General features: G+C 36.6%; 23 protein-coding genes. 8 read left to right on the top strand and 15 right to left on the bottom strand.

Features of this window, described 5'->3' with window-relative positions; genetic code table 11:
• Window positions 1-2: 2 nt before the first annotated feature.
• Genes ACMAYX_RS07285 through ACMAYX_RS07300 form a run of 4 tightly spaced genes read right to left on the bottom strand, consistent with a single transcriptional unit; the run spans window position 3 to window position 4,496 of the window.
• Window positions 3-1,259 (bottom strand): SAM-dependent methyltransferase, encoded by a 1,257-nt coding sequence (locus ACMAYX_RS07285; RefSeq protein WP_103218212.1) that lies wholly within the window; start codon window positions 1,257-1,259, stop codon window positions 3-5.
• 2 nt (window positions 1,260-1,261) lie between these two features.
• Window positions 1,262-2,047 carry a DUF1365 domain-containing protein gene (locus ACMAYX_RS07290; RefSeq protein ID WP_103218213.1) on the bottom strand — a complete coding sequence of 262 codons (786 nt, stop codon included), beginning with the start codon at window positions 2,045-2,047 and terminating at the stop codon, window positions 1,262-1,264.
• Window positions 2,044-3,282 (bottom strand): NAD(P)/FAD-dependent oxidoreductase, encoded by a 1,239-nt coding sequence (locus tag ACMAYX_RS07295; RefSeq protein WP_412470189.1) that lies wholly within the window; start codon window positions 3,280-3,282, stop codon window positions 2,044-2,046. The genes ACMAYX_RS07290 and ACMAYX_RS07295 overlap by 4 nt, the downstream gene beginning before the upstream one ends.
• Window positions 3,282-4,496 carry a DUF1295 domain-containing protein gene (locus ACMAYX_RS07300; RefSeq protein ID WP_412471831.1) on the bottom strand — a complete coding sequence of 405 codons (1,215 nt, stop codon included), beginning with the start codon at window positions 4,494-4,496 and terminating at the stop codon, window positions 3,282-3,284. The genes ACMAYX_RS07295 and ACMAYX_RS07300 overlap by 1 nt, the downstream gene beginning before the upstream one ends.
• A 354-nt stretch (window positions 4,497-4,850) precedes the next feature.
• Here ACMAYX_RS07300 and ACMAYX_RS07305 point away from each other — a divergent pair, with 354 nt between their 5' ends.
• The 3 genes from ACMAYX_RS07305 to ACMAYX_RS07315 all read left to right on the top strand — a co-directional run bounded on the left by ACMAYX_RS07305 (window position 4,851) and on the right by ACMAYX_RS07315 (window position 6,772).
• Window positions 4,851-5,381, top strand: a complete 531-nt coding sequence (locus ACMAYX_RS07305) for a sigma-70 family RNA polymerase sigma factor (protein WP_158246884.1) — start codon at window positions 4,851-4,853, stop codon at window positions 5,379-5,381.
• A complete protein-coding gene (locus ACMAYX_RS07310) occupies window positions 5,378-6,067 on the top strand; it encodes a cupin domain-containing protein (protein ID WP_412471830.1) in 690 nt (229 codons plus the stop codon). The genes ACMAYX_RS07305 and ACMAYX_RS07310 overlap by 4 nt, the downstream gene beginning before the upstream one ends.
• 78 nt (window positions 6,068-6,145) lie before the next feature.
• Window positions 6,146-6,772, top strand: coding sequence for a TetR/AcrR family transcriptional regulator (locus ACMAYX_RS07315; RefSeq protein WP_158246885.1), 627 nt, complete (start codon window positions 6,146-6,148; stop codon window positions 6,770-6,772).
• Here ACMAYX_RS07315 and ACMAYX_RS07320 read toward each other — a convergent pair.
• From ACMAYX_RS07320 to rimK, 6 genes are all read right to left on the bottom strand, one after another.
• Window positions 6,769-8,286 (bottom strand): chemotaxis protein CheW, encoded by a 1,518-nt coding sequence (locus ACMAYX_RS07320; protein WP_103218219.1) that lies wholly within the window; start codon window positions 8,284-8,286, stop codon window positions 6,769-6,771. The two genes, ACMAYX_RS07315 and ACMAYX_RS07320, sit on opposite strands and share 4 nt — an antisense overlap.
• Complete coding sequence (locus ACMAYX_RS07325) at window positions 8,283-8,780, bottom strand: chemotaxis protein CheD (protein ID WP_412470193.1); 498 nt, start codon at window positions 8,778-8,780, stop codon at window positions 8,283-8,285. Before ACMAYX_RS07325 ends, ACMAYX_RS07320 begins: the two co-directional genes overlap by 4 nt.
• Window positions 8,781-8,783: 3 nt before the next feature.
• Complete coding sequence (locus ACMAYX_RS07330) at window positions 8,784-9,596, bottom strand: CheR family methyltransferase (RefSeq protein ID WP_412463249.1); 813 nt, start codon at window positions 9,594-9,596, stop codon at window positions 8,784-8,786.
• A gap of 16 nt (window positions 9,597-9,612) precedes the next feature.
• Window positions 9,613-11,121: a methyl-accepting chemotaxis protein gene (locus tag ACMAYX_RS07335; protein ID WP_103218222.1), complete on the bottom strand. Its 1,509-nt coding sequence runs from the start codon at window positions 11,119-11,121 to the stop codon at window positions 9,613-9,615.
• A gap of 229 nt (window positions 11,122-11,350) precedes the next feature.
• The gene (locus tag ACMAYX_RS07340; protein WP_392992743.1) at window positions 11,351-12,376 is read right to left on the bottom strand and encodes a succinylglutamate desuccinylase/aspartoacylase family protein; all 1,026 of its coding nucleotides are present in this window, start codon (window positions 12,374-12,376) and stop codon (window positions 11,351-11,353) included.
• Window positions 12,377-13,270: a 30S ribosomal protein S6--L-glutamate ligase gene (gene rimK / locus ACMAYX_RS07345; protein ID WP_103218224.1), complete on the bottom strand. Its 894-nt coding sequence runs from the start codon at window positions 13,268-13,270 to the stop codon at window positions 12,377-12,379.
• 178 nt (window positions 13,271-13,448) lie between these two features.
• Between rimK and ACMAYX_RS07350 the strand changes: the two genes are divergently transcribed.
• Window positions 13,449-13,793, top strand: a complete 345-nt coding sequence (locus ACMAYX_RS07350) for a zinc ribbon domain-containing protein YjdM (RefSeq protein WP_103218225.1) — start codon at window positions 13,449-13,451, stop codon at window positions 13,791-13,793.
• Window positions 13,794-13,800: 7 nt separating this feature from the next.
• Here the strand turns inward: ACMAYX_RS07350 and egtD are convergent, their stop codons facing one another.
• Window positions 13,801-14,793 (bottom strand): L-histidine N(alpha)-methyltransferase, encoded by a 993-nt coding sequence (gene egtD, locus ACMAYX_RS07355; protein ID WP_412471161.1) that lies wholly within the window; start codon window positions 14,791-14,793, stop codon window positions 13,801-13,803.
• On the bottom strand, window positions 14,793-15,959 hold the full coding sequence (egtB, locus tag ACMAYX_RS07360) for an ergothioneine biosynthesis protein EgtB (protein WP_412470195.1): 1,167 nt from the start codon (window positions 15,957-15,959) through the stop codon (window positions 14,793-14,795). The genes egtD and egtB overlap by 1 nt, the downstream gene beginning before the upstream one ends.
• A 192-nt stretch (window positions 15,960-16,151) precedes the next feature.
• On the opposite strand from egtB, the gene ACMAYX_RS07365 reads away from it, so the two are divergent.
• A complete protein-coding gene (locus ACMAYX_RS07365) occupies window positions 16,152-16,931 on the top strand; it encodes a hypothetical protein (protein WP_412471162.1) in 780 nt (259 codons plus the stop codon).
• 16 nt (window positions 16,932-16,947) lie between these two features.
• On the opposite strand, the gene ACMAYX_RS07370 is transcribed toward ACMAYX_RS07365, so the two are convergent.
• Window positions 16,948-20,157 (bottom strand): hypothetical protein, encoded by a 3,210-nt coding sequence (locus tag ACMAYX_RS07370; RefSeq protein WP_412471829.1) that lies wholly within the window; start codon window positions 20,155-20,157, stop codon window positions 16,948-16,950.
• 207 nt (window positions 20,158-20,364) lie between these two features.
• Here ACMAYX_RS07370 and ACMAYX_RS07375 point away from each other — a divergent pair, with 207 nt between their 5' ends.
• Complete coding sequence (locus ACMAYX_RS07375) at window positions 20,365-21,423, top strand: hypothetical protein (protein ID WP_412471828.1); 1,059 nt, start codon at window positions 20,365-20,367, stop codon at window positions 21,421-21,423.
• Here ACMAYX_RS07375 and yghU read toward each other — a convergent pair.
• Window positions 21,420-22,277, bottom strand: coding sequence for a glutathione-dependent disulfide-bond oxidoreductase (gene yghU, locus ACMAYX_RS07380; protein ID WP_103218231.1), 858 nt, complete (start codon window positions 22,275-22,277; stop codon window positions 21,420-21,422). The two genes, ACMAYX_RS07375 and yghU, sit on opposite strands and share 4 nt — an antisense overlap.
• 107 nt (window positions 22,278-22,384) lie before the next feature.
• On the opposite strand from yghU, the gene ACMAYX_RS07385 reads away from it, so the two are divergent.
• On the top strand, window positions 22,385-22,897 hold the full coding sequence (locus ACMAYX_RS07385) for a DUF3365 domain-containing protein (protein ID WP_412471827.1): 513 nt from the start codon (window positions 22,385-22,387) through the stop codon (window positions 22,895-22,897).
• 12 nt (window positions 22,898-22,909) lie between these two features.
• Window positions 22,910-24,091, top strand: coding sequence for an FAD/NAD(P)-binding oxidoreductase (locus tag ACMAYX_RS07390; RefSeq protein WP_392992757.1), 1,182 nt, complete (start codon window positions 22,910-22,912; stop codon window positions 24,089-24,091).
• 1 nt (window position 24,092) lies between these two features.
• On the opposite strand, the gene ACMAYX_RS07395 is transcribed toward ACMAYX_RS07390, so the two are convergent.
• Window positions 24,093-24,527, bottom strand: a complete 435-nt coding sequence (locus ACMAYX_RS07395) for an OsmC family protein (RefSeq protein ID WP_412471826.1) — start codon at window positions 24,525-24,527, stop codon at window positions 24,093-24,095.
• Between the last annotated feature and the right edge of the window lie 2 nt (window positions 24,528-24,529).

The following is a 24,529-nucleotide window of genomic DNA, read 5'->3' on the forward strand; positions in this document are numbered from 1 at the left end:
TCCTAAGATCTGTATAGTGGTTTTCCAAATACTAAGTGAGAAACACCAATGGCCCTTTCACTAAATCCGCCAATGCAATATGAAAAATAAAAGTTCCAAAGTCTTTTAAATTGTTCATCCTCACCGAGCTTTGGAATTTTATAAGTTTCGTGATTAAAACGATTTTGCCATTCTTCAAGTGTTCGTACATAATCCTGAGCAAAGTCAATTTGAGAGTATAAACGTAAATCAGTTACTTTCTTTGCAGAACCTAAGACCGCATGAATTGAAGGTATAAAGCTTCCAGGAAAAATAAATTTCTTAATAAAATCTAATTCTTTCACTGCACGATCATATTCTTGGTCATTAATCGTAATAATTTGTAAAAGGGCAAGACCATCTTCCTTTAATACATCTGATATTTTTTGAATATAAGTGTTCAAGAACTTCTCACCAACTGCTTCAATCATCTCAATAGAAACAACTCGATCATACTTACCTTCTAAGAGACGATAATCCTTTTTTAAAAGTGTAATTCGATCCTCAAGACCTGCTGCTTTAATCCTTCTTTCTGCTTCAATATATTGATTTTCCGAAATCGTTGTTGTTGTTACATGGCAGTCATATGCTTGGGCCAGATGAATGGCAAGTGCACCCCAACCCGTACCAATTTCAAGAATATGATCACCTGCTCTAATATTGAGTCTTTCACCGATAGTTTTAAGCTTATACTGCTGGGCCTCTTCTAGCGTTGAATTTTCATTTGCAAAAATTGCACTTGAATACATCATCGAGTCATCGAGAAAGTGCTTAAATAATTCGTCAGGTAAATCATAATGGGCCTCAATATTCTTTTTTGAACCATCAATTGTATTTCTGTTTTGCCAATACTCAATAAAACGAGCAGGCTTTAAAAGGTTTACAAACCCTGCATCCATTTCACTTAAAAGTGTCTTATTAATAGCAAAAGCTCTCATGACATTACTTAAATTCGGTGTATCCCACTTCTTTAAGATATAGGATTCTGCTGCTCCAATTGAGCCTTTGATAAAAATATCTGTGAAGAAAGTTTGGTCATGAATGATCATTTCAGCACTAATTCGTTGCTCTCCTCGACCTAGGATATGTTTTTCATCGCCAACATATATCGTTAGACGAACATTTTCTAGTAAGGCCAATTTCTTTATAATCCCATCTCGAAGAGTTCTAAGAAGAATACCTGGCCTTTGATCCTTATTGAGCAATTGTGATTTCTCTATTGTTTTTATATCTGGTTTCATAACTACTCCTTTATATTCGCTTGTGAAAATAGACTTCTTCGACTATCTGGATTTGGGTGATCATAAAAAGGAATTCCTTTTACCCACAACTTGAATGCTTGAAAATATATTCCTAAAACTACCTTCACTGTCATAAATGGAAATTTTAGTAACATTCTATTGAGAGATTTTTTTGATGCCTGTACTTTCTTAAGATTCATGCTTGCGAAGAAAACACTTTCATCCTTATCAAATGTATCCATTTTGATTTTCAAAACTTCACTAGGAAGAGAAAAACTCCACTGATATGCAAGAGACATTGGAAAAAATGGTGAGACATGAAATTCTTTCTTGAAAGCAGCTTCAATGTCATTTACGGAAAGACTTTTTCTTGCATCCACAACATAGCAAAACCTTTCACCCCATGGAGTATTTTCAATCTCGGCCATGATCGCTTCAATCTCATTGTTCTTATTAAAGCAGTAGTAGAATGTTACAGGATTAAAGCAATGGCCAAAGTACCTTAGGCTAGTCAACATTCTAACTGGGCCATCAGTGTTGCGCCCTAGATGTTTTGCAACAGTATTTAATACTTCGTCCTTAAGGTCCTTACTTGTATCACCGTGATAGTCACTTCTTTTAAAATAGCAAAGGTTACGTTTAAGATATGACCAAAAGCGTGACATAGAAAAAAAATTTTCAATCTCATCTAGATCTAAATAAACGAGAAAAAGATTATATTTAAAGTAATGTTTCTTTGGTAAGGAGCGAGAATGCACGACACTGCCTTGATAAAGACATGAGTTCATAACTCCTCCAATTTCTCGATAACTCTTAATGCACTAAAGACACCATCTTCATGGAATCCATTTCTCCAATAGGCACCACAATAATGTGTGCGATTATGCCCACTAATCTCGTGCCATTTGGCCTGCGCCCTCATCCCGTCGAGAGTAAATAAGGGGTGCATATAATTTAGTTCTTTTAGAATTGCTTCATTCTTAATTGGTCGATATGGATTTAAGGTAACATTGAAATTCTTATGAAAATTTATTCCTTGTAGAATATTCATATTGTAAGTCACAGTGGAGCCAACAGACTTTTCAACAGGTAATTGATAGTTCCATGCCGCTACAGCAAGAGATCTCTTAGGTAGAAAACTGTCGTCAGTATGCAAGAATGTTGGATTCGCAACATAAGGAATTGCAGAAAGTAACTCAGCTTCTTTCTCTGAAGGATCAGCTAATAACTTTAATGCTGTATCAGAATGTGTTGCAATGATAACTTGATCGAAGCTTTCACGTCCTATATTGGTTTCAATAATTACTTGACCTTGCTCACGAGTAATACTTTTCACTGGAGTGTTTAGCCTTACTGAATCCTTAAAATGGGCCAGCATTTTCTTTATATAAGAATTTGAGCCACCATCAATGACATACCATTGAGGTCTATCATCAACTTCTAAAAAACCATGGTTTTCAAAGAAACGTAAAACAAATTTTGCAGGAAAGCGCCAAACATCAATAGGGTCAGTCGACCACACGGCGGCCATCATTGGTACGATATAATATTCAATGACACTCTTCTTTACACCTCTTGTTTCAAAGAAATGAGAAAGGGAAATATCGCCAGAATCATTAGACAAGAATTCCTTGGCCTTCTTATTAAAGTCAATAATTCCATTAATCATCGAATAAAACCAAGGTCTAAAGAGATTTCTTCTTTGAGCAAATAAAGTATTTAGTGTCGTTCCATTATATTCCAGCCCAGTCTTGTCGCAATGAACACTAAAGCTCATGGTTGTAGGCTTATAAGCGACATCAAGCTCTTCCATTAGGCGCAAGAAATTAGGATAAGTCTTCTTATTAAAAACAATAAAGCCGGTATCTATTCTAAACTCTTCTCCTTCATAATCAATTTCATGTGTATGAGTGTGACCACCAAGATAATCATTGGCCTCAAATAGCGTTATATCGTTCTTTTTCGAAAGTTTATAGGCACATGTAAGCCCAGAAATACCAGAGCCAATAATTGCAATTCTCATTACTGCCCCTTTAGCCTATTTTTGATGTACTTTATAAGTGAACCTAGTACTGGTATATGCTGATAGATAAATTCACCCATATCAAAATAGTCTCGATGATAACTAACTAGTCCATCATCATTAAATTTAATAACAGAGTTTCCATGTAAGATAACTGGTTTACCAGAGTTCAAATTAGGAGTAGTTAGAATCATCTTCCAAACTGCAACATGATGATTACCATTTGAAATAATTTCAGAAAATTCGAAACGAATGTCTTCAACTCCCTGATAAATTCCCTGATAGTAAGCCTTTACCTCTTTAAGCCCTCTATGTTCTCCTATTGGGTCAATGAAGAGAGTTTTTTGGGCATAAAAGCCATCAAGAATATCAATATTATCTGCTCTTAGCTCATTAAATACCTTTTCAATTCTCTGTGCTTGTTGATTTTGAGTATTTAGACCTTGTGCTCTTAATTCCTTCACTGTAACTCCTCCAATTAAACAAACGATTAAGGCTACTTTTACAACTTTCTTTGGAAACCATATTAAGAAGCGATTTGTTCTTAATTGATAATCTCGATAACGTTCACCTTTAGTCTTTAATGACGACTCCTCCGCTGGAGGAACCCCTGTTACACAAGTAATTAGGTAGAGCATGATAATATATGGGACGAAGCCGACAAGAGAGATGGGGCGGCTCAGATCTAGTCCATAAATCCCATACGATAACCAGATTAATGTTTCAAAGAAGTAATTCGGATGACGAGAGTACTTCCATAATCCGATATCACAAACTTTACCTTTATTATCCTTATTGGATACAAAACGTTTTAGTTGGCCATCTGCTATTAGCTCTCCAATAAGAGCGCCAGCAAAAAGAAGTATTGCCACAAGATTAAAAATTGTAATCTCCCCTGGCCCTAAAAGAAACAGAGGAGCCGATAAGATCACTGTTAAAACGCCCTCTGCGACAAAGAGTCCATAGAGATAGACACCATACATGACCTTCCACTTTTTCTTTAAATTTAAATAGCGGCTATCTTCCCCCGTTTTTCTAATTCTTTGAAATAAATGTGAACTTAAGCGAAGAGACCAAAATGTATAAAGTAGACATAGTATTAGAGCATTGGCCGATTCTGCTAATTGCGGTCGAGAAAATAATAGTGTGCCAACAACGATCAGAAAACTTGAGCTCCAGTAAAAGTCTAAATATGAGAATATTTTAATATTCAAAGAAATGAACCACCCTATCGTGAAATATAGAAGCACTAAAAATAGAATAAGCATGATTAGTTCAAACACGGTCGATCCTTTATTTGTCTTATGCTTATAGGTACGGCGGATCAAAGAGAATGGATCACTTCCTGAAAAAAAAAGTCATTTCTGCCACTATTATTAGCTACTTATAATTATTTTTTTTTTGCTGTGATCCAAATATGAGAGTTTGACGTATCAAGTAATATGAAGGCATTTAGTGCAGCAAATGACTTACTAAGTAACACGTGCATAAATTATGCTACAATAATTCCTATTATTGGGAGAGCAGAAAAAGTGCAGTTAAGTCTTATCGATATAGAGCATTTGCTTATGCAAATTGCGAATGAGAAATCAAAGGAAGCTTTTAAAAAGCTTTTTGATTTCTATTATCCAAAAATAATTGGATATGGAATTAAGGGAGGACTTTCTAAGGAGCAAGCTGCCGACATGGCCCAAGAGGTCATGCTTAAAATATGGAAGAATGCCCAACTTTACAATAATGAAAAAGGAAATATTAATACTTGGGTTTATGCGATTGTGAGAAATCAAAAGTACGATATGCTCAGAAAACAAAGTCGTGACCCCTTAAGTATTATTGGTGCTGATGATATTTTTGATGATGAACATCTTCTGCAGCAAGAAGATGAAGACTACAATAGTGAAGATATCTATCACCTAGCATATACAAAAGAAATGATAACTAAACTTTCAAGTGAACAACAGGAAGTCCTTAATGGAGTTTACCAACAAGGATTAACGCAAAAAGAATATGCCGATCAAGAGAAGCTCCCTCTAGGAACCGTTAAGTCCCGTATTCGCTTGGCCATTAAAAACTTAAAGATTATATTGGAGGAAAAGTGAGAAAACTTTATCATCCAGGCATTGATTTAATAAAAAAATATGAATCTGGTGAACTAGATGCCGGACTAGGTCTTCTAGTAAAGACTCATTTAAATGGATGTGAAGCATGTCGTATGCAAGCAGCCTCTGAGCTTGAAAAACAAGCAGATGAATTCTTTCACTCAAGTTCACATGTCAAATTAACTCAAGAAGATAGTGATGACATTTTCAATAATTTATTTAACAGTATTGAAGCCTCTGAACCGAAGCTTAAGAAACCTGCACCAGGGCCTTCGAAGATAAGCTTTCACAATAAGGTCTTCACATTACCAGACACTCTCTCTTTTATTTCCGATAAGGAAATTCACTGGAAAGAGTTCGGACAAAATAGCGCCGTTGCACAAGTTACTTCAGGCAAGGCCGGTGGTCTATTCTTTATCTACCTTGGGCCAGGGGAAACAATTCCTAAACACGGTCACCATGGCAGAGAGTATAGCTATGTTCTTGACGGTTACTATAGCAGTGATGGCCACAAGCTTGATACTGGAGATTTCTCTACATTTGAAGAATCTGAAACTCATGAACCATCGACAACAAGTGAAGATGGCTGCTTGGTAATATCTTGGGTTGAAAATCGTTTGAACTTTCTCCACGGAGTTTTTGCGCCGCTAAATCGACTTCTCTGGTGGTACTTAAAGCGTTCATAGTTGAACTAAACTAAAAATCACTAAACGGTTTTTATTTCAATATTGTTTTAGATAAAGTAGAATACTCTTATGACGAGTATGGAAGATAGACTAAATTCACAATATAAGCATGAGCAAGTTCGCACGGCCAATACCCATAACTGTATACTACAGGCTACAGACCTATTTTTGCAGCATAACCCAGCATGTAAGTTAACGACAAATAAGATTGCACGCATGGCCGGAGTTAGTATTGGAAGTGTCTACAATCACTTTAAAAATAAAGATGAAATCATTGTTGAGCTAATCAACAATCAGCTCGATCAAGACCTTCTTACCTATGGAAATTTCTTTAATGACGACTCAATAAGAGAGAATATTGAAGCAGAGTTTCATAAATTTTTAAAGCTTGTTTTAGATAATTATCGACGAAATCTTGAGCTAAGGAAACTTATCCTATTCTATAAAAGACATCCTAAAGTTGAGAAAAAATTCATATATGTAACTCGTGAAACTCAAACCCTTATTGAGAATCACTTTTATAAAAGCTCTGAGATTAAATCAGAAGTCCCCATCGATATCATCATTAGCTCTTTGAGAGGAGTGATAAGAAGCTATCTTGAGTTTAGCCCAGATAAGTTTCATAATTTTGAACTTGATAGAGAACTAGATATTCTTATCACATCATATATTAGAAATTCACTCCTTATTGAAAGACGCTACTAAACAGATGTTTCAATTCTTCTAATAATTGCTTCATGGTTTAAAATCACAACACCTGATCCGTTAGTATCACGGATAATTTCAGAAACATCCTGATCAAGTTGACCTGAGATTTTAGATAATATACTTGGCATCTTCATTTTGTTAAGCATATCGATTTTTACAATACTATCAATTTCATCTACTAAAAGAGCGTAATTCTCACCTCTCTCATCGGCCTCTAAAATAATAACCTTTTTAGACTTACTAACCTGCTCTTCACGATCTTCCTTAATTCCATACATACGACGAGCATCAATAATAGTAATTAGTTGATCACGTAAGTTATAGACTCCAATAACATGTGAAGGAGCACCTGGAGTTGTGAGAATATCTTGTGGTTTTTCAATAATTTCACGCACCTCACTTACGGCAAGTCCGAAATGATAACCAAAATCAAATGTAACAAATGATTCTAACTTCATTTCAACCTTCTTCATTTCTTCTTCCTCATGTGAGGCCTTATAAATCTCAGAATGGCTTTTTGTAATCTCTTTAATTTCACTGTTATTTAAAATTTCCATATGATCGATTAAGAAAGTCATTCCATTTTCACTAGTCTCAATTCCCCCAAGAAACATATTGGAGCGCTTTGACGAAAAAACAGGAACAGGCATGACTCCCTCATCATCATAGAAAGTAATCGCATCAAGAGAATCAACGACAAGACCAAAGTATTCACTATCGATTTTGATTATTAGGATTTTTTGATCAATTCCTTCTTTATCTGTCGACTCTAGACCTAGAATGCGAGAAAAACTTAACACAGGAATCGTCGTTCCTCTCAAATTTACTAATCCTAAACAGAGCTTCGATGCAAATGCCGAATGTTCAATATCTTGCATATTGATAATTTCATTAATAGAAGTAATTTCTATTGCCAAAGGAACTTCATTAACTCGAAATGAAATACATTTTTTATGTTGGCTTTGAACCTTAAGTCGTCGATCTACTTCTTGTCTGAATGAATCGTAGCTCCCAAGTCTGGCCAAATTTCTAATCTTAATAATCTGAGATGGTTCAAGAATTTGATAAATACGCTTTCCCATATCTCTTTTAATTGCACCTTTAACAACTTGAGTAATATCACTACTATCAGTAATTTCAAACATACTGATTTCTGACTTCTCAGCTCTTAAGATCTCTCCTGTCGAATCGAAAGAAACTCCAACACTAATGCCGTGGACATTAACAATTGCTACTTTAGAAGCTGTTAAGTCTTGCTGATTATCACCTGAAAGATTTAATAACTTGGATAAGCTTAAAATCGGGATAATCATCCCTCTTAAGTTAAATATCCCCTCTAGATAGTCTGGAGCAAGAGGCATTGGAAATAGAGACTCTGGATAATTGACAACTTCTTGAACTGCGGTAATATCAAGAACAAACTCATTACCCATTAAAGTAAATGAAGCAAATATATTTGATTCATATTTTTCAATTGTATCTAAAACTTCAACTTCTTTTAATTCATTCATATCTTCTTTTCCAACTTCTCGTTAATACGAATCATTTTTATTTCTAAGCTATCACAATCAATTATAATTTTACTGGCTAGCTCTTCCCCATCCATAATTTTTCGAATTGGAAGGTTTCTTTCTTTTAATACTTCGAGGGCCTTGGCCTTATTCAACTTTCCAATATGATCGACATTTCTTTGTTTAAGTTGGGCCATCATATTTCCACCACCCGCAAGATAGATATCAAAATCTGTTTCAGCTCTTTCATTTAGATGTAATTTATCTAAAAGGTATGGAATTGCATCTACAACGTACTTTCCAGGCTGGTGTTCAGGAGATGATTCTTCTCCTTGTGGCAAGAAACAATGAGCTAGACCACATGTTCTTTTAACCTTATCGATGATAGCGATCCCTAAACATGAACCCAAAGTAGCCTGTAAGATAGCTCCAGCTTTACCGAATTTTATTTCGCCGATACGTACATGAATATACTCTCGCTCATTTCTTCTCATACCCTACTTCTTTTTATAAGTTTGAGGATGCACATACTCAAATTCACTAGAAAGTCCGTTCAAGCTTTCTGATTCTCCAAGAATTAGAATTGCTCCAGGCTTCATTGCTCTTGAAATATTATTAATTACTTGTTTTTGATCTTCTTGCTTAAAATAAATCAAAACATTTCTTAAAAAGACAATATCAAATTGAGCAATATTACCTTTAGGAATTGAAAATAAATTGTGACTTGAGAAAGACGTATTCTTCTTCAACTCGGGAACAACTTCTGCAAACTCATCATCTTCATTGAAGTAAGTTTGAAAGAGTTTTGTATGTCGTTCCTTAAAATTATTAATATTTCGACCACTATATCTTGCGTCTTGGGCATATTTTAAAACTTTTGTCGAAATATCTGTCCCAACGATTTCATATTGAAAGCTAGACTTAATCTTTTTATGCTCTTCACAAGACATCGCAATAGAATAAGCTTCTTCACCCGTAGAAGATGCTGCTGACCAAATTTTTACTGGTAAAGAATTTTTCCAATTAATCAAAAATTCTTCTTGAAAGTATTTCCATACTTTCTCAGTTCTAAAAAATGTTGTCTCATTAGTCGTTATAATATTGATGAATTCTTGCTTTTCATTAATATCAGTTTGTAGATAAGCAATATAATCATCATAACTTTCTAACTCCAGTGCCTTAAGCCTCTGTCTAATTCGACCTTGCAGCATACTTTTTTTTGATGGAGAAATAGTAATTCCTGTATGGAAGTGAACGAGGTCAATAATCTTTTCCATTTGATTACTATTTAGCTCCATTAAGTAAATCATTCGCAAAACCTTTCTCTTAATCTTGGATTAAGTCACTAAGTCTTTTTGCACCATCAGCTAGACTGCGAGTGGCCATGGCAATTGACTCAGATGCCGCAGCTGAGTTTTCTGTTTCAGATGCAACTTGTTGTACGGCCTCACTTACCTCTTTTGCTGCAAGAAGTTGTTCTTGCGTGGCACTAGAAATTTCAGCAATTGAGTGATTCGTATTATTAACCCCGTCGACAATTTTTGAAAATGCCTCACCGGCCTTCTTAGAGATTTGACTCCCCTCAGAAATTTTCTTAACAGAATCATTAATAAGCTTTGAGATCTCTTTCGTTGCTTGTGAAGAGCGCTCTGCTAACTTTCTAACCTCATCTGCAACAACAGAGAAGCCAGCACCATGCTCTCCAGCTCTTGCCGCTTCAATAGCAGCATTGAATGCTAAAAGATTTGTTTGACTTGCGATTTCACGAATAACTTCTACAATCTCACTAATCTCTTCCGATGATCTTGTTATAATTTCCATTGCTTCAACAGCTTCATGTATTGACTTCGCTCCCTCTTGTGCTTCTGTAGAAGTAAGCTCGGCAATTTCATTAGCAGATTTAGCGTTTTGAGCGATCGAATTAATCGATGCAGTTAACTCTTCAACTGAAGCGTTCATCTCCTCAGTTGTTGCACCAAGAGATACAGCACCTTCAGCAACATTCGATGATTTTGTCGAAATATCCTCTGTGCTATCTTTCATTTCCTTGGCCAGTTCATTGATGGCCTTTTTAATTCTTTCATCTTCTGTAATAACATCCCAAGTAACCATTGCTCCTTGGTAAGTATTATTCATATCCATTACTGGACTTACTAATAAGTTTAATATTTCATCTCCAACATGAATTTTTGTTTCATGAGGAAGATTAGATGGATCAGATAACATTTTTCTTTGGTGTGCAGGATTCTTATGAAAAACATCGATACTACTTCCAACAATCTCAGAAACCTTAATTGGCAGTAGTCCTTCAATTGAAGTAAGTGTTTGTCTCGATTTTGGATTAATATATGTGATATTAAAGTCTCGATCTGAAAGCATTACGTTGATTGGCATATTATCAAGCATTGAGCTGTATTGAGCATTGCGATTATCAGCGACTAACTTATCTGTAATGATATCCCATGTAACCATCGCACCTATGTAGTCATTACCATCCATAACAGCAACAACATTTAGTTCAAGTGATTCATCACCAATTCTAATCTGAGTCTTAATTGGTAAATTTTTAGGATTTGCTAAAAGCTTTTGTTGATGAATAGGATTCTCATGGAAGACATCGATTTTTGAACCAATAATTTCTGCAACAGGAATAGGCAGAAGAGATTCAATAGCCCTTAAACTCTCAAAACTTTTTGGATTAATGTATTTGATTACTAAATCAGTTCCGCAATACATAACATTAAACGGTAGCTTATCTAGCATATCGTAAATAGCTCCACTTCCTTCAAATACATTTCGACAATCAAGTTCTTGGTTTATTTTTGCCATGGTCATATAAGTCTCCTACATCCTCATAGAGAAAGTTATTTCTATTAAAGAAATTATATGACTCCATATATTTTAAACTACTCAGTTTTATCGAAACGTAAGTTGTTTATGTGACATGTGTAAAAACAATAAGTTAAGTATCTAAACTATAGAATTACATAAGAAAATTATACCTGAGCAATTCACTTACTCATTTTCACATTTAATGGGAATTAAGAACGACGACTAATAATTTTTAAACTTCAAAATCAAAGTAATCTGAAAGCTCACCATCACCTTCTTGAAGGTCGTCGATTTCTTCATGCGATTCTTCACCAAGGAAGCCAATATTGTAGAGAGCATCTCCGGCCATAACAACAGATGACTTGCTTATACCCAAAATAACTCCATCGTGCTCCATTGTGATTCGACTAATAAGCTCACCTGTAAGTTGGCGCAATTCTCCAACGATCTCGCCTTCTTTTACAATTTTTCCATGATGGGCCTTATTAATTAATAGTCCACCTTTGGCCGCTCTCATCCACTTCGTTTTTCTAATAATGAATTTTTCTTCTTTAAAACTCATTTTAGTTCTAATCATGCCATAGTGACTAAGAATACTCTTAACGAGGTTGACACCATACTTTGCAATTGTTTCATCAATGCGTAAGCCTTCTCCACCTTCAAAGACAATACAAGGCCTACCTAAATCATTAATGGCCTCTCTTAGAGAACCATCCCTAAGCGTGCTATTAACGACCAATGGAATACTAATATTGTTAACAAGCTCTAGCATTCCCTTTGTTTCTAAATCACAACGGATTTGTGGAATATTGAAACGGCCAGGACCTCCAGAATGGAGATCGACAAAGACATCACCATACTTCGTTATTTGCTTAAAGATAAAATTTGCAAAGCGAGCACCAAAGCTCCCCTTTGCTTTACCAGGAAAACAACGATTAAGATCCTTACGATCAGGAAGGTATCGTTGCTTATTCAAAAAGCCGTAAATATTTACAGCTGGAATGATTATTAAAGTCCCTTTTAAAAGTTTCAATTTACCTTTCATTAAAAGTTGGGCAGCTCTTAATCCATTGATTTCATCACCGTGCATACATGCAGTGACTACAACACAGGGAGAGATCTCCTTTGTTGCACGATAGATATAAATAGGAGCTTTTACTTTTTGAAGCCCGTAAAAAGAAGGGAAATTGACAAACTCAACGATTGGTCTGCCAATTTCAACTTCTTCAACTTTTAATTTAAATAATTGATCCGTCAATTAGTTATCCTTTATGACTTTTGTATAATTCTTCTCTACGTAATCGATGATTTGAACGGCAATATTCTTATTCGTACAACCTTCAATTCCCTCAAGCCCCGGAGAAGAATTAACCTCTAATATTTTAGGACCTGTACCAGAACGAATTATATCAACCCCGGCCATATTAAGCTTCATTGCCTTTGCGGCAGCAATAGCAACTTTTCTTTCTTCCGGTGTAATCTTCACAGGTGATCCAATTCCACCTCTATGAATATTTGAGCGGAACTCACCTTCTTTCGCTTGTCTCATCATTGTGCCAATAACCTTGCCTCCAACAACAAAACAACGAATATCTGCGCCATTTGCATCTTTAATAAATTCTTGAACAAGAAAATTTGCCTTTAAAATTCTAAAAGCATCAATCAAACTCTCTGCAGCTTTCTTCGTTTCGGCCAAAATAACACCTTTACCTTGAGAGCCTTCAATAAGTTTAACAACCATTGGCGCTCCACCAACAAGCTTGATTAAGCTCTCAGTTTGTTGAGTGTTATTTGCCATTCCTGTCTTTGGAAGGGGTAGATGCTTTTGAGATAGGATTTGGAGTGAGCGTAACTTATCTCTTGAGCGTCCAATTGCATTGGACGAGTTCAAGCAGTACACTCCCATCATCTCAAACTGACGAACAATCGCCATACCATAGGCACTTACGCTGGCCCCAATTCTTGGAATAACAATATCAACCTTGTCTAATTTTCTCTTGCGGTAGTAAACCATTGGAGAACCAGTTGCCACATCCATATAACATTTGTCTGGACGAGCGACTTCGACATGGTGACCTCTAAGTTTGGCTTCTTCTACTAGTCTCTTTGTAGAGTAAAGATTCTTATTAGAAGATAAAATCAAAATATTCATTTATGCTCCATAAAAATAGCAAACTAATCTTGCACCTATATAATATAGTCCAGAATCACTGAACAGTGAGGATAAAAGTCAACATAATTCATAAATTTTTAATTAAATTTTAATAACTTTTTTATTGATGGGGATAAGTCATATTTACAATAAACGTTCTAAGTATTACTCTTATGCCATGACAGAAGAAAATCAAACATGCCCAAAATGTAGCTCACCTTACGCTTATAGCGATGGCCAATTATGGATTTGCCCAGAATGCTTCAATGAATGGAGTCTGGATGCTAGCTCTGAAGAAGATAGTACTCCTCAATTTGTTGATGTTAACGGTGCACAATTACAAAATGGTGACTCTGTAACAGTTGTTAAAGACCTAAAGGCCGGAAAAGGTACGATTAAGTCAGGAACAAAAGTAAAGAATATCCGCCTACTAGAAGAGCCAGTAAATGGACACGACATTTCTTGTAAAGTCGATGGCCATGGTTCGATGTATCTTAAGTGCTCAGTTGTAAAAAAAGCTTAATATAAGACTATCTTTTTACAACTTGCCAAAGAGAATCGATAAATAACTCTTCTTTATCAATAAAGTGTTCTTTTAATTTGAAGCCCGTGTGCTGACACGTTCTTTCTATATCTTCTTTCGAGTACTTAAATGAGTATTCGAGATGTAGTGGCTCATAGGCTTCGAATTCAAAGAGGTGCTCTAACTCTTCGATATAAACTTCCTGCTTCTCTTTTGGAAGTAAGTAACTCTCCATTGCTCCTAACTTCGGATTAAAAACTCCGACATGCTGAAATTTCTCTTTATTGAAATTTCCACCTAGCTCACGATTAATTCTATCTAATAGATTTAAATTAAAGTCACGAGTATATCCACTTGAGTCATTATAAGCAGCATGTAGCTTTTCAACATCTTTCTTTAGATCAAAACCAATTAATAAATAGTCATCATTATCGAGGTGCTTCCAAAGTTGTCTAAGAAAGCTTTCACTCTGGGCCCTATCAAAGTTTCCGATATTAGAGCCGAGAAATAAGACAAGCTTACGTCGCTTTGACTTCTGCTTCAAAAATTTTAACCCCTCTAAATAATCTGCAACAATACCATGTACAGATAAATTAGACTTATGAGTTATATGGGCCTGCATTTGCTTTAAGGCTTGTGCTGAGATGTCGATTGGAAAATAATTAACTTTCCTATCTTCTTTTAAAAAGGCATCGATAACTAACTCACTCTTGTGGCCGTCACCTGCTCCTAATTCAATAATGTCGATTTCTTCATGACTTATTAAACTAGCTAGTTTAGAACCTGATTGAAGTAAAATTTCAAATTCTGTTCTAGTTAAATAATAATCACCATGTTGAGTAATCTTTTGAAAAAGGTCACTTCCTCGATCATCATAGAAGTATTTAGTTGATAGCTTTTTTTCAGTCTTAGATAAGCCTGTTAAAACATCAATGGCAAACTCTTCTAAGAATTCTGATTCTTGATTCTCACTTACTTCTCTCAGTATAGACACTTCCATTATATATCCTTTGCAATCCTAATTCCCGCAAACATCCATCTCTGATGAGCGCGATAGAAATTACGATAAGTTTTACGATAATGCTCTTCAGGGGTTGCAAAACATCCTCCACGAAGAACAAATTGATTACACATAAATTTACTATTGTACTCACCTAGCTCCCCTTTATAGGACTCATAGGCTGGATACGGTGAGTAATGAGATGAGCTCCAACACCAAAGAGGTAATTTCTTATCCCCAAGGGCCAACTCTAACTCAAATTCAGTTGGTAGACGATGACCCGCCCATTTTGCAAATGCCTGAGCTTCATACAAACTAATATGAGAAACAGGTGCATACATATCTAATGGCACTAAGCCGTGTAAGGAAAACTCATACCACTGTCCATCAATAAGTCGCCAATAAAGAGGCGTAATTATTCTTTGCTCATTTATCCAATCCCATCCGTCACTAAGCCAGTATTGAAAGTTTTGATAGCCACCTGAATTAATAAATTCTAAGTACTCTCCATTTGAAATATAACTTTCACGAATCGCAAAAGAAGTAAGATACCTTTTATGAGCTGGACCTTCATTATCGTATGAAAATTCACTTTCATCTTGACCAAAAGTATAGAGCCCTTCTTTAAAGTGCCGCCATTTTAATGAGCCTGCGGAAAAGTTCTCAAGTCGCTTTTGGGAGTAGACTGAATCAATTGGCCCCAAACTTAAGATATGCTTTATATCCATTAGCAGAAGCTCTTGATGCTGTTGTTCATGATTAAGTCCAACCTCTAATAACGATTCGACTTCATCAATACTTTCCGTCAGCTCTAATAATGACAGCATTGCTCTATCGACGTAATTTCGATAGCTCAGAATTTCTTGAACAGTAGGTCGGGAAAGAAGCCCTCTGCTCTCCTGCTTCCAATGGGTGCCTACAGACTTATAATATGAATTAAATAAGAGACTATAATCGGCATTAAATCTTTTATAATTTGATAAATACTTAACGAGAATAAATTCCTCAAAAAACCAAGTTGTATGAGCAAGATGCCACTTAGGAGGACTTACCTCAGGAGCAGACTGCACTGTGAAGTCCTCGATCTTAAGACCAACACAAGTCTTTAAAGTGGCATCTCTTGTGAGTCGATACTTTTCGACACACCAAGACTTACGCTCAATCATATCTAATAATTTATCGCTAAATGCTTCGATACTTACTCCACAACATCATAAAATTTTAAAACTATAAATTTTTACCTTCTGCACTATTGGATAAAAACTTAAGAATATTAAAATTTTTTAAAGAATAATTTGGCATGCGTAACGAACTCAGCAATAATAATTGTTATTTAGAAAAGAAATAAAGGAATTGATATGAAACGTATTTTATCACTTGCAATTAGTTCACTACTTCTATGCTCATCGGCCCTAGCAAAGGAAGTTCAAGATATGTCTGATCCTTTAGCGGTCTATACTCAAGCAGGTCTTGGCGCAACAAATAAAGGCTTAAATGCTAAGATTGGAATTTCTTATGATACAGGCATTCAAAATGTAGCAGCGATGAATGTTATCGAATTCAAGGGTTTTCTTGGAGAAGAACTTGGATGGGATGGTACATCTAAAAGATCTAATCGACTTGATAGTTTTCGCTTCAGAAATTTTAGCGCAAATATAAAAACAGGTAGTGGCTCACAATTAGATATAAACTATAGTCTTAAAGAATCATTTCTAGCAGAAAGAACAGGAAATGCTTCCTACTCTATCCTACAAGCACTTCCAAAGTTTTGGATTGTTAACCTCTATCCTCTAGCAGGAGTTGGTGTTGAATTTGGAAAGAATACTGTAGAAGACGATAGCTCAATTGATAGTGGCTTCTCTGTTATTGGTATCAATAGTGTGGTTGGCTTCTACGGAAAATTTACGATCACTGATAAAATTTGGTTTAATTATAACCCTATCTGGGCAGCGGCCCTTGCGGGTTCTGACCTTTATGAGTCATCAGCATATGGTGGAAAAGATAATATTCTTCTTCACGAATTTGCAGCAAGCTACCAGTTTACTCCACGCTTTAACCTTCGCTACTTTGCGAATTGGAGTAACCTAGTAGACATTGCTGACGGTGACCACAGAATCGAATTTAATTATCAATTCTAATTAATCACTTTATCTTTTAAGGGGCGGCGATTCCAAATGTCGCTGACCCTCCTAAGAAGATCTCTGAGAATTTAATTCCTCGATCGTATAGTAGTGGTGTTTCAATAGTGCCCCAGAAAGTGTCTGGATAATTTCCTACCTCCCCACCTTGACCATAACCAAAGCAGTACAAATCTCCTGTTACATTTTCGATCCCACAAGTATGCCACATGCCAGAAACGAGCTTATTCCATGAATGTCCCGCTATGATTGCAGGCTCAGGTCGGTTTGAAGAATCCCCTTGCCCAAGAGCTCCATTATTACCACCACCCCAACAATATCCATTACCACTGGCCTGAAGAGCGCACACGTGAGATGCCCCAACAGATAAACTCGTCCAAACTGCTCCACCAACAACTTCAACAGGTGTAGAAGAGCTTGTGTAAGATGTATCATTTCCTAACTGTCCTTGAGAATCGAGTCCCCAGCAATAGATTTTACTATCTGTTGCCAACCCGCAAGTAAAGTGATCTCCAACTCCAATATCAGTGAAGGTAAGGCCACCGTTGACAGCAGTAGGTGTTGTCGTAAGGGTAGTCGTATTTCCAGTGGCCACTCCATTTCCTAGACCACCGAAACGATTTGCTCCCCAGCAGTAAACAGCACCATCGGTACGCATTCCACAAGTATGATAATAACCCGCCGAAACTTTACTCCAACTATGACCACCAACAACTAAGTTAGGATCATGGAAGGAGCTTGTTGTATTTCCACTTCCAAGATTTCCATAACTATTATTACCCCAACAATAAGCATCGTTAGAAGTTGTTACACCACAAACTGAGCGCTCATTGACACTAAGAGCGTCCCACTTGTGACCACCTGTAACTATTGTCGATGGATGAGAATAAGTGGCCGTATCAGCTGCGCCGTTTCCAAGCGCCCCATCGAGGTCTCGTCCCATGCAATACGCATCGTCGGAGTCATCAATACCACAAAAAAGCATATAACCAGCGGCCATAGACTTCCAAGTTTTTGCCAAAGGAACTTTCTTAGGCATAAAAAGACCAGCGTTCCCCATTCCGGTTCCGGCCTGTCCCCAGTTCCAGTATTGTCCCCAGCAGTAGCCATCACCACTTGTTGTGACACCACAACTCATATAATCAGAACCTGATGCCGAGGCCCAACTATGGCCACCAATTACCAGAGTAGGTGTCAGACGATTAAGGATATCTCCATCTCCAATTTCTCCATCTTCACCTTCACCCCAACAATACATTTGTTGAGTATTATCAATCCCACAAGAGTGCCTCCCTCTTGCTGTAAGATCAACCCATGTCTGGGCCCCTGCAACTTTTACGGGAACACTTGAAGTTGTCCCAAGGCCATCTCCTAAAGTTCCTTCTCCACCGAAGTCACTACCCCAGCAGTAAATTTCATTTGAAGTCGTAAGGCCGCAAGCATGAAACCAGAACATATCGATTTTATCAAAAACAAGTCCACCACTAATAGGTGTTGGAGAATAAGCATGGGCCGTAACACCATTTCCTAAAACATCATTTATTCCATAACCCCAACAATAGCCAACTCCCGCTGTTGTTACGGCACAAGTTGACAACTCTCCGGCCGCAACCCACTTCCACTTTGTTCCTGGGCTGACTTGTGTTGGTCCAGTAATAACTGTCGTGTTATCTCCCATTCCAATTTGGCCGTAGTGATTTCTTCCCCAACAATAAAGATCATCATTGCTATCAATTCCACAGATATGAAAACTATGAGTTGAAACTGACTTCCACTTTAGTCCCCCGGGAATGAGCTTTGGTACAAAAGAGTCTGTTGTCGTTCCATCTGCAAAACGATTATAAGTATTATCACCCCAGCAATACATATCATCGCTTCCATCAATCCCACATGTGATTCGGTATCCAGGAGCAACATCTTTCCAAGTCTTTTCACCATCAACAATATGAGGAATATACTTTGGCTCATCAACACCATAACCAATTTCACCATACCAACCTTCACCCCAACAATAGAGCTTAGACTGAGTTGTAATTCCACATGAATGTTGTGAACCACCAACAATTTTTGACCAAGTTAAATTTCCAACTACTTTGTTGAGATCATTTGGATAAAGAGATTGAAATTTTTGTGGATCATAAACATCAATAGGCGCACCAACATCCCAAGAACCAAAGTAATATAAATTTCCAGCACTATAGCCTGTGGCCATTCCCTGCACACGATGTTCAGAGGAAACAATCGCTCCATCTGTAATATAAATATTGGCAAAATAATATCCATCCGCAGAAGCATTAATCGTCATATCAATAGTACAAGTCTCACCAGGATTTAAAGTTGTTCCAGTACAAGTATCGTTTGTAACTTGAAAATTCCCTGAACTTCCATAAATAAGGGGCGCCTGTAATAGACCAGTAGTTATTCCGCCTGAGTTTGTTAGTGTAATCGACTCAGTCTCACCAGGCCCTGCTCCTCCTGGTTGATATAACAGAGAGAACTCTGTTGCTCCTAATGTAAGCCCACCTGCAACATTTAAAGTTGTAAATGTATCAGAGACCACAACACTTGTATTTCCAGCTTCGTCTATGGCACGAATTTCGATTCGATAATCTTCTGCTCCATCTAAAGATAAACCACTGACAGAATCTCCTTTTGTGAAAGAAGTCCAATCCTGCTCAACAGAAGAGTCTGAAACTTTAATGACTCTTACCTGATAACCCACAAGAACTAAGTTATCAGTTGAGTCCGTTGTCCATGTCACCGTAGGAGTCATTGATAAACTGGCGGGAACTGCTCCAAGTGTTAATGCGGAAACAGCAGTCGGATCAGTCGTATCGAGGGTAATTGATTTTGTCACGGATTCAGAAGAAATTGCATTTGAATCATCTGCTCCAAAAATATAGACAGTCTTTAGTCCATCACCACCTGATAAAGCAAATGAAGCTGGAAATCCTGTGACCCAATTTCCTCCTCCACATGATCCTGCACTTGTATCGACTGGAGGAGTTGTTTGCGTTTCACTAATACAGTACTGAGTTAGATCGTCTCCACCACTTTTTGTCATATCAATACTATTAATATTTGAATGAGTTGTTGAACCAGAACTACTGTCACTTAAAATAACTTCTAGTGCCGCTACTTCAATTCCAAAATTAAAGCTAACCTCCGACTCTTTTAAACAACTGGTCAATAAAACAATGACCGACAATAATAGAATGTTTTGCATTCTCCCCCACTTTTTAAACTCAATATTTTTACTATCGGTAAATACTTTTAAGTTATTTAAACAAAATCATATGAGGGATAAAAAAAGTTTAGAAAAAACGAGCTTTTACATCAGATATCTTTTTATAGACTGCAGAAATCGCTCTATAGGATGAAGGATTATCTTCAACTAAAATAATTTAACTAAAGTAAATAAAAGTGAGAATTAATGAAACAAAAATTTTTAAAACTAACCTGCCTTTTCTTTTTATCATTTAATTATTTATATGCTGATTCAATAAACTTAGAGGAATCAAAGAGAAATTCTAAGCATCAATATCTTAGACTTTCATATCAATCAGTGAATAGTGAAAAACTTCAAACAATCTATGAACAACTTCTAATTGATTCTTATAACTATGAAGAAGATGATTTCATGGCCAAGAAAACAAGACGTGAAAATGGGCATATCAAAGACTGGAATAATTTAAAAGATAAAAGCTTTAGACTCTATGTCGAGATTGAACTCATTGATATAAATAAGTTCATGAATATTCTAAACTTAACTGATGAGCAAATTAAGGCGTTATTTGGAGTCGTTAAATCAGATAGACCAACACCTAAAAAACAAAACGATTCTGGCCCACTAAAATTTTCAGTTTTTTACATGACTTCTCTTGGAGAATTTAACCAGAAAAGTGCACCAGGATCTGTTGAGTTCAAGCAAAACTCTTCCGTTTCCCTGGGCCTTACGTCAGTATATCAAGTGAATGCCAAGTATGGTGCTCAAGCAAGTCTTTACTACTCTCACCTAAATACTGCTTCTGCAAATCAGTATCTTGATAATGTTTCAGTTGATCCAGAGATTGGTTTTAACCTATACGGTACGTATAAATTTGCAGAATATGGACTAGAAGCATATGCTGGTCTAGATTTCGAGCGTTTTAATACTTTCAATTTTGATGGATTAACAGAAGCCGATCAAGTTAAATTTGATAAGAACCAAATCTTCTTTTTAACTGTTGGTGTACAAAAAAACTTTAAGTTATACAGAAGAAACTTCTTAGCAAAATTTAGCTACTCTCACTCACTACTTTCAAGTCGAGACATAGGTTACGCTAACACAAGTGATAAACAAGAGTTTACTGGAGGCAAGATTATGGCCTATGTAATGGGCGATATCACAAAGAAATTTTTTGCTCATGCAATTTTCAAAATGCACTTTATGGATGGCCCAACCGATTTATCAGTAAATCGACTGGGCCTTGGATTTGGTTATAAATTCTAACGATATGTAATATCCTTAGCGTCAAAGTCACTTTGGCCATGGCGCTCAAGGATTTGTTGATCTTCATCTCCCCAAGCTCGATTAACTAGCCTTCCTCTTAATACCGCCGGCCTCTTAATCAATTCATCTGCCCAACGAATAACATTCTTATATTCATGTACTGACAAGAACTCTGCTGCATCATAGAGCTTGCCTTTAACAAGTGCCCCATACCATGGAAAGATCGCTATATCTGCAATCGAGTATTCATCTCCTGCAATGTATTTATTATTTTCTAATTGCTTATCAAGTACATCTAGCTGTCTTTTTGTTTCCATCGCAAATCGATCAATCGGATACTCAAATTTCTCAGGAGCATAGGCATAGAAATGACCAAAGCCTCCCCCTAAATAAGGAGCACTTCCCATTTGCCAAAAAAGCCAATTAAATACCTCAGCTCTCTTGGCCGGATCCTTTGGTAAGAAGTGTCCAAACTTTTCTGCCAAGTGAACAAGAATTGATGCTGATTCGAATACTCGAATTGGTTGACCATTATTCTTATCAAGTAAAGCTGGAATCTTAGAGTTTGGATTAATAGCAACAAAGTCAGAACCAAACTGGTCTGCTTCTCCAATATTAATTAAGTAAGCATCATACTCGGCTTCTTTAATTCCAAGCTCTAATAGCTCCTCAAACATAATCGTAACCTTAACTCCATTTGGTGTACCTAGAGAGTACAGTTGAAACGGATGCTCTCCTTGAGGAAGTTCCTTTTCAAAGCGCGCTCCTGCAGTTGGGCGATTAATACTTGCAAACTGTCCCCCATTTCCTTCTGTAAATGTCCAAACCTTTGGTGGTGTATATTTTTGATTCATAATCTTCTCCTAGTAATTTCTAGATTATAACAAGCATGAAGGTTAAAAAAAATCTAAACTTGATGAGGATCAAACTTACTCAATAGAGTTTATGGTAGGATATATATATGAAAAAGATAATCATTTCCCTACTAATTACATCAAGTTTATTTGCCTCTGAGCAGCAGGCCGTCCAAGCAATACAGAAAACAGCAATGGCACTTAAGAAAGAGCTTCAAGCAGCAATGAAAGTCTCTCCAGTTAACGCTGTATCGGTTTGTAATACAAAGGCCATGCCGATCACTAAGAAGTTTCATGAAGACGGAGTCGAAGTCGGCCGTGTCAGTCTTAAGAATAGAAATCCAAACAATACTGTAAAGGATTGGATGAATGACACAATTATGAGTTATGAGTCAGGAAAAAATAAGAAGAAATATTCCGTTGTAAGAATCGACTCAGATAAGAATGGTATTATCATGCCAATCAAAACAATGCCTCTTTGTCTTAACTGCCATGGAGATAACCTAAAACCTGAAGTACAGTCAAAGATCACTCAGCTTTATCCGAGTGATAAGGCCACTGGATATAAGAGCGGTGATATTCGTGGATACTTTTGGGCAACATTTAAAGCAAATAAATAAGAGAAAATAATTATGAAAATTATTATTGTTGGTGGTGGAACGGCCGGTATTACAATGGCGGCACGCTTAAGAAATGAATTAAGCCCTTCATATACTATTTCTGTCATTGAACCTTCTGAGTATCATTACTACCAACCTTATTGGACTCTTAATGGCGCTGGTATCGGAAAAAAAGAAGATACAAGACGTACAACTGCTTCAGTCATGCCAGATGGTGTTGAATGGATCAAGGATCGTTGTCAACAAATCCGACCAGATAAGAAGGAAGTTGAAACTCTTGAGCATGGAACACTAAATTACGATATCCTGGTAGTTGCACCAGGAATTCAAATTAATTGGAATGAAATTGAAGGCCTAAAAGACTCCATCGGAAAGAAAGGTGTTTGTTCAAATTATAGCTATGACTATGTGGATTATACTTGGAAATTTCTCCAAGAGCTTAAAAATGGCAACGCGCTATTTACCTTTCCAAACTCCCCACTAAAATGTGGTGGTGCTCCTCAAAAGATCATGTACCTTGTTGAAGACTATGTACGTAAACATGGCAATAGAGACAATGTAACGATTGAGTTTGCAAGTCCAGGTCAGGCAATTTTTGGAATTCCAAAATATAAAGCTGCACTTGAAAAGATTATAAAAGAAAGAGATATCAAAACACACTTTCACATCAATTTAGAAAAACTAGATGGTGAAAATAACAAGGCCTATTTTAGAGATCTCCAAACAAATGAACTGATAGAAAAAGATTATTCTTTTATTCATGTTGTTCCGCCGATGTCAGCGCCAGACTTCTTAAAGGATAGTGATCTACTTGATAGCACGGGCTGGATTGATGTTGATAAGCATACGTTTCAACATAAGAAATATTCCAATGTTTTTGCGATTGGCGATGCGACAAATGTCCCAACGGCCAAAACAGGTGCGGCAGTAAGAAAGCAGGCTCCAGTTCTTGTCGAAAATATTGTGAAATTCATTAATAATAAAACTAATTTCAATACAAGCTATAATGGTTATACCTCATGTCCGATTGTAACTGGCTACGGACAACTAATTCTTGCAGAATTTGATTACGACGGAAATCCATGTGAGACTTTCCCATTTGATCAAGCAAAGCCTCGCTGGAGCATGTACTTTCTAAAAGCACATATTTTGCCAATTGTTTACTGGCATGGAATGCTTAAAGGAAGAATGTAAGTTACTTCTTTGCAAGGTTTTTAATTTTAGGATGTAGAGTAAACTCACACTTCATTGACTTTGTAACAAGACAATTATCCTTGGCCTTGTAAAGAAGATCTAAATAAGGATCAACATCTGACTCACAACAAATTTCTAAATAAACGTGAATATCACATTTCGTAAATTCATAGCCCTTGGCCACTTTTTCGAGATGAGCATCTGCCTTTACTTCAATATTATTAAAAGCAAGTTTTTTAAAAGAAGCAAAAGACTTGAATGTTAGAATATAGCAACTAGAGATACTTGCACTAAAAAGATCTTCAGGGCTCCACTCACTCTCGACACCATTAAATTCAGGCGGCGGAGTAATTGTAATGGTCTGTTTTTTATCTGCCGTAAGGCTTAACTCGATACTTTCAGAGTTTCCCTTAGTAATCGTTGTATACGTACCCATAA

Origin of the sequence: Halobacteriovorax sp. RT-2-3 (assembly GCF_047085075.1) — a bacterium.
Lineage (GTDB): Bacteria > Bdellovibrionota > Bacteriovoracia > Bacteriovoracales > Bacteriovoracaceae > Halobacteriovorax_A.

Bases quoted from the DNA above. Each gene is read 5' to 3' on its own strand.
- ACMAYX_RS07325 (WP_412470193.1), bottom strand. From the start codon at position 8,780: ATGAGAAGAAATGAGCGAGAGTATATTCATGTACGTATCGGCGAAATA.
- ACMAYX_RS07320 (WP_103218219.1), bottom strand. From the start codon at position 8,286: ATGAATGAATTAAAAGAAGTTGAAGTTTTAGATACAATTGAAAAATAT.
- ACMAYX_RS07330 (WP_412463249.1), bottom strand. From the start codon at position 9,596: ATGATTTACTTAATGGAGCTAAATAGTAATCAAATGGAAAAGATTATT.
- ACMAYX_RS07375 (WP_412471828.1), top strand. From the start codon at position 20,365: ATGAAACAAAAATTTTTAAAACTAACCTGCCTTTTCTTTTTATCATTT.
- ACMAYX_RS07295 (WP_412470189.1), bottom strand. From the start codon at position 3,282: ATGAGAATTGCAATTATTGGCTCTGGTATTTCTGGGCTTACATGTGCC.
- ACMAYX_RS07395 (WP_412471826.1), bottom strand. From the start codon at position 24,527: ATGGGTACGTATACAACGATTACTAAGGGAAACTCTGAAAGTATCGAG.
- ACMAYX_RS07390 (WP_392992757.1), top strand. From the start codon at position 22,910: ATGAAAATTATTATTGTTGGTGGTGGAACGGCCGGTATTACAATGGCG.
- ACMAYX_RS07370 (WP_412471829.1), bottom strand. From the start codon at position 20,157: ATGCAAAACATTCTATTATTGTCGGTCATTGTTTTATTGACCAGTTGT.
- ACMAYX_RS07290 (WP_103218213.1), bottom strand. From the start codon at position 2,047: ATGAACTCATGTCTTTATCAAGGCAGTGTCGTGCATTCTCGCTCCTTA.
- ACMAYX_RS07385 (WP_412471827.1), top strand. From the start codon at position 22,385: ATGAAAAAGATAATCATTTCCCTACTAATTACATCAAGTTTATTTGCC.
- ACMAYX_RS07335 (WP_103218222.1), bottom strand. From the start codon at position 11,121: ATGACCATGGCAAAAATAAACCAAGAACTTGATTGTCGAAATGTATTT.
- egtD (WP_412471161.1), bottom strand. From the start codon at position 14,793: ATGGAAGTGTCTATACTGAGAGAAGTAAGTGAGAATCAAGAATCAGAA.
- ACMAYX_RS07315 (WP_158246885.1), top strand. From the start codon at position 6,146: ATGGAAGATAGACTAAATTCACAATATAAGCATGAGCAAGTTCGCACG.
- ACMAYX_RS07305 (WP_158246884.1), top strand. From the start codon at position 4,851: ATGCAAATTGCGAATGAGAAATCAAAGGAAGCTTTTAAAAAGCTTTTT.
- rimK (WP_103218224.1), bottom strand. From the start codon at position 13,270: ATGAATATTTTGATTTTATCTTCTAATAAGAATCTTTACTCTACAAAG.
- yghU (WP_103218231.1), bottom strand. From the start codon at position 22,277: ATGAATCAAAAATATACACCACCAAAGGTTTGGACATTTACAGAAGGA.
- ACMAYX_RS07365 (WP_412471162.1), top strand. From the start codon at position 16,152: ATGAAACGTATTTTATCACTTGCAATTAGTTCACTACTTCTATGCTCA.
- ACMAYX_RS07350 (WP_103218225.1), top strand. From the start codon at position 13,449: ATGACAGAAGAAAATCAAACATGCCCAAAATGTAGCTCACCTTACGCT.
- egtB (WP_412470195.1), bottom strand. From the start codon at position 15,959: ATGATTGAGCGTAAGTCTTGGTGTGTCGAAAAGTATCGACTCACAAGA.
- ACMAYX_RS07285 (WP_103218212.1), bottom strand. From the start codon at position 1,259: ATGAAACCAGATATAAAAACAATAGAGAAATCACAATTGCTCAATAAG.